Annotated in this window: 4 protein-coding genes and 2 pseudogenes; 3 read left to right on the top strand and 3 right to left on the bottom strand. The window is 68.8% G+C overall.

Going from position 1 to position 8,464, the window contains the following annotated elements; translation table 11 throughout:
• Positions 1 to 217: 217 nt before the first annotated feature.
• Positions 218 to 559: pseudogene (locus tag AQJ11_RS47930) on the top strand (transposase); the annotation flags it as partial.
• 134 nt (positions 560 to 693) lie between these two features.
• Here AQJ11_RS47930 and AQJ11_RS50245 read toward each other — a convergent pair.
• Positions 694 to 876 (bottom strand): hypothetical protein, encoded by a 183-nt coding sequence (locus tag AQJ11_RS50245; RefSeq protein WP_167360914.1) that lies wholly within the window; start codon positions 874 to 876, stop codon positions 694 to 696.
• Between the two features lie 382 nt (positions 877 to 1,258).
• Here AQJ11_RS50245 and AQJ11_RS53060 point away from each other — a divergent pair.
• Positions 1,259 to 1,888, top strand: a pseudogene (locus AQJ11_RS53060) (IS701 family transposase); the annotation flags it as partial.
• 397 nt (positions 1,889 to 2,285) lie between these two features.
• Here the strand turns inward: AQJ11_RS53060 and AQJ11_RS44710 are convergent.
• On the bottom strand, positions 2,286 to 5,060 hold the full coding sequence (locus AQJ11_RS44710; RefSeq protein WP_059267347.1) for a helix-turn-helix transcriptional regulator: 2,775 nt from the start codon (positions 5,058 to 5,060) through the stop codon (positions 2,286 to 2,288).
• A gap of 1,237 nt (positions 5,061 to 6,297) precedes the next feature.
• On the bottom strand, positions 6,298 to 7,365 hold the full coding sequence (locus AQJ11_RS44705; RefSeq protein WP_059267346.1) for a ferritin-like domain-containing protein: 1,068 nt from the start codon (positions 7,363 to 7,365) through the stop codon (positions 6,298 to 6,300).
• A 415-nt stretch (positions 7,366 to 7,780) separates the two neighbouring features.
• On the opposite strand from AQJ11_RS44705, the gene ilvC reads away from it, so the two are divergent.
• Positions 7,781 to 8,464: ketol-acid reductoisomerase (ilvC, locus tag AQJ11_RS44700; RefSeq protein ID WP_059267345.1), on the top strand; the 684-nt coding region annotated here is incomplete at its 3' end.

Here is an 8,464-nt window from a genome sequence, read left to right as displayed (position 1 = left end):
GGCACTCGAACGTCCTTGCTCGAACAACTCAGCCGCCCGCACACGCCGAGCCTCGGCCAACTGGGGCCGCGTCAAGGGAGGAACGACAGGCGCGGAGACAACAGACGAAGACTTGAAAGACACGACACCAGGATCCCGCCAACAAGCCCATCACACCCACAGAACTAACGAAAAGATCAGTAGAGGTCATCTCATTTGGCTGAGTAGGCTGTCGGCTGTGGTGGGGATCATTGAGCGGCTGGTGCCCGACGAGCTGTGGGAACTGTTCCAGCGGGTCGCGCCGGAGGCGCCATCACGGCCTCAAGGTGGCGGCCGGCGCCGGCACGGCGACCGTGAGGTGCTGGCGGCGATTGTGTTCGTGGCGACGTCGGGCTGCACGTGGCAGCAGCTGCCGAAGTCGTCGTTCGGACCGTCCGGAGCGACAGCTCACCGACGGTTCACCGAATGGACGAAGGCTCGCGTGTGGGCCAAGCTGCACCGCCTGGTCCTGGACGAACTCGGAGCCCGCGGAGACCTGGACTGGTCTCGCTGCGCGATCGACTCGGTGAAACGACGCAGCCGTGTCATCGCGCGCGCTCCGCCCTGGCGCTTCGGCTACCCCCCTCATCCCACGCTACGCACGCGTTGCCTGCGTCCACCTGGTCTTCCTCGGCCTCGCCGCTGTCCTCTGCTGATACAAGCGACTTGTCCGCCTCACTTCCAGGACGGGTACGAGACCGAGTCATCGAAGATGAGACTTCCGGCGGGACCGACTTTTTCCTGAGGGGTGGCGAGAGAAGCGAAGATCTTCAACAGGATTGCCGCGGTTGGCTTGGCGGTCATTGCGCCGTCGGTCTTGCCGGTACGGGTTCGGCAGCAAGTGGTTCGCTTGGCCACTTCAACACCATCTCGGAGTGCAGCGTGGCCAAGCACTACGCCGAGGTGGCCGACCCGACCTTCACATACTGGTGTGAGCCGCAATTCTCGGGTGGGTACGGCCTCAAGTACTCCAAGTAGCGGACACGCGCCCAGAATCGGATCGACTCGTGTGCTCGTCGATCACCTCCTCCTCGACTCTCGAATTGACGATCAGCTTCGGGGTGTGTCTGTAGGGCAGCCGCGAGGCCCGCTGCTGCCTCCAGCATAGGTACGCCACCCGGCGTCTAGTTTTGCTTGGTGAGGTGCGTTCGCTGATGGCCTGTCCGCTTGATGGGTTGTGTCGTTGACCGAGTGGGCTGGGCGGGGAGCCGGCTGCGGTCGGGACGACTTCGCGGGTGAGATGTTCAAGCCGTTCTCGCGGGCGGACCAGCGCCGGTGGGGTGAGTTCTGTTTGTGAGGGCTGCTGCTGGACGGGCGGCCCGAATCGGTAGAGCCGATGGCCGCCCGTCTTGGAGAGGACGACAACAGGCAGACCCTGGCTCACTTCATCACCAGCAGCCCGTGGGACCCGGCGCATGTGCGCGCCCGCCTCAGCTGGCGGATGCAGCAGGTGAGCAAGCCGACCGCGCTGATCGTGGACGACATCGGCTTCCTCCAGGACGGGGACACCTAGGCGTGCGTGGCTCGCGGCATTACACCGGCACGGCGGGCAAGGTCACCAACTGCCCGGCCGGCGTTGTCGCTGCATCTGCCTCCGACGCGGCGTCGGCGGCCGTCGATTGGCGCTTGTTCCTGTCCGAGAGCTGGGACTGCGCCTCGCCGAAGACCGATCCGGCCAAGGTGGCCCGCCACGCGAAGTACGGCACCCCCGAAGAGGTCGGTCATGTCGAGGAGTGGCAGCTGGCCTTCGGACCGAACCGACGAGACGAGGTCGTGAGCCCTCGAGGTCCCGCTCGTCATTGCCAACGGAGGCTGCGATGCTGCATCCTCCCGCCACGGCTTGGGAGAACGCTCCCTTGAGTACGTAGTGCTCCTCCACGATGGTTCGATTACTGGTGTCTGCAGCTCAAGGGAGAGTGGTGGGAAGTATGCGAGTAACCCGCCCTGCGAGCTTCGCAGTCCTCGTATCAGCAGAGGCTGTCCGCGCGCAGGTTCATCGCGCGAGGTGACGGCCTCTTCCTGTCTCCCTGGGCGGTGAGTGCACACCGAGCCCCACCACAGTCCTCGACGTCTCGCCACCTACCCCGCCGCCCGAGCTCTCGTATGGGCCCCGAGTTGTCGGGACTTCGCTCCCGACCTCGCGGAGCCGCCGTGCGCGGTGGATGCAGTCGTCTAAGCCTGGACGAATGAAGTGAGACGCTTTCACCGGGTCGGCCGGCGGATCGGAAGTCAACGCTCGCTGCGCCAGTACGTCGCACCGCCTTCGGTCAGGTCCCGTCAACGGACCGGGAAGCGGGACCGAGTTCGGCGAGAGCGGTCTTCAGCTCGGTCCGCCGCTTGATACCGAGCTTCGCGAAAACCTTGCGCAGGTGGTACTCGACAGTGTGCGCGCTGATGAACAACCGGGCGCCGATGTCCCGGTTCGTCAGCCCCTCGCGCGCCAGACGCGCCACATTGAGTTCCTGATCGGTGAGCTGCGCCGCCGACCCCCGCACGCGGACCCGCAAGGTTTCTCCGCTCACGTGCAGCTGGTCCGCGGCGCGCTGGGCAAAGCCGTTCAGGCCACAGTCGCTCAGCACCTGGTGTGCGGGGCGGAGCTGTTCGCGCGCGTCGGCGTACCGGCCCCAGCGGTTGAGTGCCTCGCCGTACAGCAAACGGCAACGCCCCACCCAGATCGGGATGCGCTCGTGCTCGAAGCCCTTGATCGCGTCGCGGTACAGCTTCTCGGCCTCGTCACCCACACGCAACTGCGCCTCCGCCATCGCCAGCACGGCCAACGCGTAGGTGGTTCCGACCGGCCGCGTGACGCGCGCCAATTTCTCGAACGCCTGCTCGGCGAGCGCGCGCTCACCGGTGTGCGTGGCCGCTTCCACCAGCTCAAGCAGCGTGCGCATCGCGAGGTTCAGTTCGTGGGTGAAGGGCAACTCGCGGCGACTGGAGGCCACCGCCTCGGCGAAGCGGCCCAGGCCGTTGTAGAGGACCGCCTCGGAGAAATTGGCCGCGCTCAGCGCGTGGCCTTCCCCCCGCGCGCGCCCGTCGGCCCTGATTTGCTCCGCCCAGCGCTCCGCTTCGGCGGCCCGCCCCCGGTATGCCGCGAGGAGGAGCCGTCCGTACTGCGGGAGCGGATTCCCGGTGACCTCTTTGATGGCGTCGATCTCATCGCAGGAGGCTTCCGCCCCGTCCAAATCGCCGTCGGTCATCTGCACCAGCATCAGCAGGCTCAGGGCGATCGGCAGTACGGTGACGACGCCTTCGGCACGAGCGACCTCGACCTGCCGGTTGGCGAGCGCGCGAAGCCCGGCGGGGTCCCACAGGTCCTGGGCGGCACGAGAGGCGAACCACACCCAGTGCAGCTCCAGGAAGTCCGGTGCCTGCTCGAGGAACGCACGCTGCGCCCGTCGCAGGGTGGCGAGCGCGGCGTCCTGGCCTTCGGTGGCGAGCAGCGCCTGGCCGCGCAGGATCAGGTCCCGTGCCCGGCCGGTCTCCTCGGCGGCGGGCGTTGCCCGGAGAATCGCGTGCGCGACCGCGGCCACCTGTTCGGCGTCTCCGAGCCTGCCGCCGTATGTTGCGGCTGCCAGCGCTTCGATGTAGGTGTCGCGGGCGAGTGCCGGGTCGAGCCCTTCAAGCCCCTGCGCCGCAGCGAGCAGTTGCTGTACGCCACTGCGGTCACGCCGCAGCGCGTACCCCGCCCGGGCGCGCAGCCGCGCGACGAGCGCCTCCTGCAACGCAGTGAGATCAAGGGCACGGGCGTATTCGAGCAGGCGCAGGGCCGCGCCAGGCGCGCCGGCGTCGTGCTTGGCCTCGGCGGCTGCGATCAACCGCTGCCCGCGGGGGAAGGGCGAAGGTGTGAGCTCCGCCGCCCGTTCCAGGAACGCGCCCGCGGCAGCCGCACCGCCGCGTGTTCGTGCACGCACCGCGGAACGCTCCAGATCGGCGGCGACCTCCTCGTCCGGGTACAGCATCGCGCTGGCCCGATGCCAGGCCCGGCGATCCGGATCGTGCTCGGCACTGGTGACGTCCGCCAGAGCGGCGTGGACGCGGCGCCGGTCCCCCGGTGACGCCGCCCGGTACACAGCCGACCGCACCAGCGGATGACGGAAGGCGACGCGGGTGCCGACGACGAACGCCTCGGCGTCCTTGGCCGCTTCGAAGGCCTCCGGCCCCAGTCCGAGTACGGCGCTCGCCCGCCACAGCAGTCCGGGATCACCGGTGGGCTCGGCGGCCGCCAGCAGCAGCAGGAGGCGCGCCGATGCGGGCAGCGGGGCAAGCTGCACGATCAGACTCTGCTCAATGCGGTTCTCCAGCGGCAGGGAACCGGTCAGGGCGAAGCCGCCGGCGACCCGGGCCGGGCCCAGGGCACGGGGCAACTCCCGCAGCGCGAGCGGATTGCCGCGAGCCTCCGCGATCAGTTGGTCACGTATCCGCCGGTCGAGACCACCGGGCACCGCCAGGCGCAGCAGTTCGCTCGCGTCGTCGTGGCCCAGCCCCTCGACGACCATGTGCGCCAGGCCCGCGAACACATCGTCGGCCTGGCGCATGGCGAGCACCAGGGCGATGCCCTCGGCGTCCAGGCGTCGGGCGGCGAATGCAAGGGCACGCGCAGACGCCTGGTCGAGCCACTGTGCGTCGTCGACGATGCACAGCAGTGCCCGGTCCTCCGCGGCCTCGGTGAGCAGTCCGAGTAGTGCCAGCCCCACGAGGAACGGGCTCGGCACGGCGGCGGCGCTGCGCAGCCCGAACGCCACCTCGATCGCCTCCTGCTGCGGGGCCGGCAACCGGGCGGCCGAACCCATCATGTGCCCGCAGAGCTGCTGAAGGCCGGCGTAGGCGAGTTCCATCTCGGACTGGGAGGCGACGATGCGCTCGGTGCGGACGTGCGCCGCGGCCCGCGCCGTGATGTGGTCCAGGAGCGCCGTCTTACCGACGCCGGCCTCACCGGAGACGATCAGCGCCCCACTGTGGCCGACGCGGGCACGGCTCACCAGCGCTTCCAGTTCCGCCAGCTCGCGGCGTCGTCCCCGCAACGGCGCGATACGAGGCACGGTGTCCGCCTTCGCCGGAAATTCGCCACTCTGTCATGTCTTCGCCGTCACAGTCTATCGGAGTATCACCCTGAGCGACCCCGAGCGCCAGCAGGATCCCATGCCTCCGCCACAAGCGGATTGCAGCCTGATTCAGCCCGTCCGGGCAGTAGGGGGAGATCCTCGTGCGTTGTCCGCTGGTCAGCAGGGCCGAGCCTGCGAGGACGGCGCCGTGGGTCGCGCGGCGACCACCGTGAGGAGAGCTTGGTGCCGTCCCTGGTCCCGTCTCGCACCGCTGACGCCCGAGCAGGTGGAGGGGGCACCAGCCCTGGCACTTCCTGGCGCGCGGGTAGGTGTCGCCGCAACTGTCGCCGGGCTGGCTGTAGCGGACCCGGAGCCGGCGTTTGTCCTGCCGCGGCCGGCCGAGGAACCGTCCGGCCTCCCGGGGAGGGGTCCCGCCAGACCGGTCGGCGACCGATGTCGGCCGCCTGCTGCGTCGCGATCACTCTGCGGTACTCGCCCAGTTCCGCAGGGAGCCTCCATGGTTGCCGAGTCCGATAGCCGGGTTGGCCTCGTACGTCGCGGGATCGCGCGCGACCGGAAGCCGCTGGAGTTCGACCGCCCCGGGGCAGTGGCGCACAGCCGTCGGAGCCGCAGCAGTGGACGCTCGGATTCGGTGCCGGGGAGCGCTCCCTTCCCGGGGGCACGGGAGCGGCGCCGCGCGCGGCGGGCCGCGGCCCGCCGTACCGGAGGCGAGCGAGCCGTCCCCTCGTGGTGTGGCGGTCCGAGCGCATCCGGAGAAGGCGAAGCCCATCCGCCGGGACGCATGGATCGCCGGCGGTTGGATGTCCGTGATCACCTACCAGAGGTGCTCCGGGCCGGTCTCGCGGTCCTCGACGGTCAGCCGACAGTGCCAACGGCGTACTAGTGCTCGGGGAACACCTTGTTCACCTTCTGGGGCGCAACACCGGGGCAGGAGATCGCGGAAGGCGCCAACGCGACGATCCTTACGGTCACACCCAAGTGGCTGCGGTGGACCCCGAGCTGTCCTCCGGGCGGTCGTAGCCGAGCCGTCCCAGCCCTCCGCATGAGGGGTGGGACGGCTCGGCTACGGCTTGGGCAGAAAGCCCGGGAGCCTGGAGGGATACGCTGCGCACCGTGCCGGCCGGCACGGTATTCACCCGGACCTTCGACGCGGTGAGGCCGTCCTCGGGAGTCGACGTTACTCGGCTCGGTCCCAGTGTCATGGGCGGACGAATCAGGCGCGGTCTTCGGGTGCGACGTATTCGAAGGTGGGGGCGGCGGCCAGCCCGTCGTCGTCCTGCATGGCCATCAGGGTCTGTGCCTGTCCCTTGACCGCGTACATCGTGCCGACCGACATTCCCAGCATCGCCGGGTTGCCGTTGAAGGCCTGCTCCAGCTGCTGCAACATCTTGCAGTACGTCTGGTTGAACGCTTCCTGCGCGGTGCGGATCGCGCTGCCCTCGGGGTGGTCCTCCAGCCGCGGGTTGGGGCGCAAGGGGCGGATGCCGGCAGGGTCGACGGTCACAGCCTCCCCAGTGGGACCGGACTCGGGCGTGTCACCGGGCTGGTAACGCCGTCCCATCGCGAGTTCCTTGAAACGGTAGTAGTGGGAGACGGCCTTCGTCTTGGGGTGGAACAGGTCCATGTCGCCGTCCCAGACGTCGGCACGGGCCGCGCCCTCACCCTGCTCGACGATCTCCTCCAGCGCCGCGAGCGCCGAACTGAGGTCGGTGACAGGGTTGAGGTGCCCCGCCGTGTGGGCGAACGGGCCGCCGGAGACCTGACGGGCGGGGTCACCGGTGAAGACCTGGTCCTCGCCCAGCTCGGCACACAGGCGCCGAAGCCCCTTCTCGACGGCGTCGTAGAACTGCCCGATCGTCTCGTAGTTGTCGCCCTCGGCCGGATCTCCACGGTGCGCCGGCTGTTCGACGCGGAGGAACATCTCAAGGGCCTCCGGCCCGAACGGCAGAAGGGACAATTCGATGGACGGGTCGGCGTGCGGCATGGTCCGCGGGTGTGGAGGCAGCAGGTGCGGCGCATCCAGGCGGGGCTGTCCGCCGACCGCGTTGAGGAGGTTCGCAGCCAGAGCGAGGTGGATCATCTCCTCGACGAAGACACCCCCGATGAGCTGTACCGCCTCCGCGTTCCGTTCGGGGTCGAGGGAGTAGAGGGCCGTGAGGTAGGGCGGCAGCGTGGCGTGTTCGAGTTCGATGGCCCACTGCAAGTGCCTGCGCAGGTCGTCCAGCGTCGCGATGCCTGTCGCCGAGGCGGTGTCGAACTCGTGGGGCTGGGTCTGGGACATGGATGAGACGCTCATTTCGGTTGTCGTAGGCGCAAGGGGACGCACCTGCGGCAGCTGACATCGAAACACCGAAGTCGTTGTGTGGATGACGAGGCTGTTCGTTCGCCGCGGAAAGAGCCGGCGCATTCCCTGAGACACCTCACTGACAGGGCAGGCGACGTATTTGTGACACGGTTATGTGCCATCACCTTCACACGCTCTGGGTGGGCCTGCGTCCGTCGATGCACGGTGTGAGATAGTGTTTCGACCGCCGGGGCGGCGTGCGGCCCCCCTGCCGCAGTTTCCGAGTCCCTGCTCTGGCAGGACACATGTCGGCTTCCCCGGCTCTGTTTTCCGTGTTCCCCGCTTCCCGGAGGCACAGTGCTCACTCTCGGCAAGCACACCGCCCGGGGAATCATCCGTGAAAGGTGTACCCATGGCTGAGCTGTTCTACGACGCCGACGCCGACCTGTCCATCATCCAGGGCCGCAAGGTCGCGGTCATCGGCTACGGCAGCCAGGGCCACGCCCACGCCCTGTCGCTGCGTGACTCCGGTGTGGACGTGCGTGTCGGTCTGCACGAGGGCTCCAAGTCCAAGGCCGAGGCCGAGGAACAGGGCCTGCGCGTGGTGACCCCGGCCGAGGCTGCCGCCGAGGCCGACGTGATCATGATCCTCATTCCGGACCCGATCCAGGCCCAGGTGTACGAGGAGTCCATCGCCCCGAACCTGAAGGACGGCGACGCGCTGTTCTTCGCGCATGGTCTGAACATCCGCTTCGGCTTCATCAAGCCCCCGGCGGGCGTGGACGTCTGCATGGTCGCCCCGAAGGGCCCGGGCCACCTGGTGCGCCGCCAGTACGAGGAGGGCCGCGGAGTCCCCTGCCTCGTGGCCGTGGAGCAGGACGCCTCCGGAGCCGCCTTCGCGCTGGCCCTGTCGTACGCCAAGGGCATCGGCGGCACCCGCGCCGGCGTCATCAAGACCACCTTCACCGAGGAGACCGAGACCGACCTGTTCGGTGAGCAGGCCGTCCTCGCCGGCGGTGTCTCCGCATTGGTGAAGGCGGGCTTCGAGACGCTGACCGAGGCCGGTTACCAGCCGGAGATCGCCTACTTCGAGTGC

The sequence above is a fragment of the Streptomyces corchorusii genome, from assembly GCF_001514055.1.
Classification (GTDB): domain Bacteria; phylum Actinomycetota; class Actinomycetes; order Streptomycetales; family Streptomycetaceae; genus Streptomyces; species Streptomyces olivaceoviridis.
The sequence above is the reverse complement of the archived record's forward strand: the minus strand, read 5'-3'. Positions and strand labels throughout refer to the sequence as shown.

Bases quoted from the DNA above. Each gene is read 5' to 3' on its own strand.
- AQJ11_RS44705 (WP_059267346.1), bottom strand. From the start codon at position 7,365: ATGTCCCAGACCCAGCCCCACGAGTTCGACACCGCCTCGGCGACAGGC.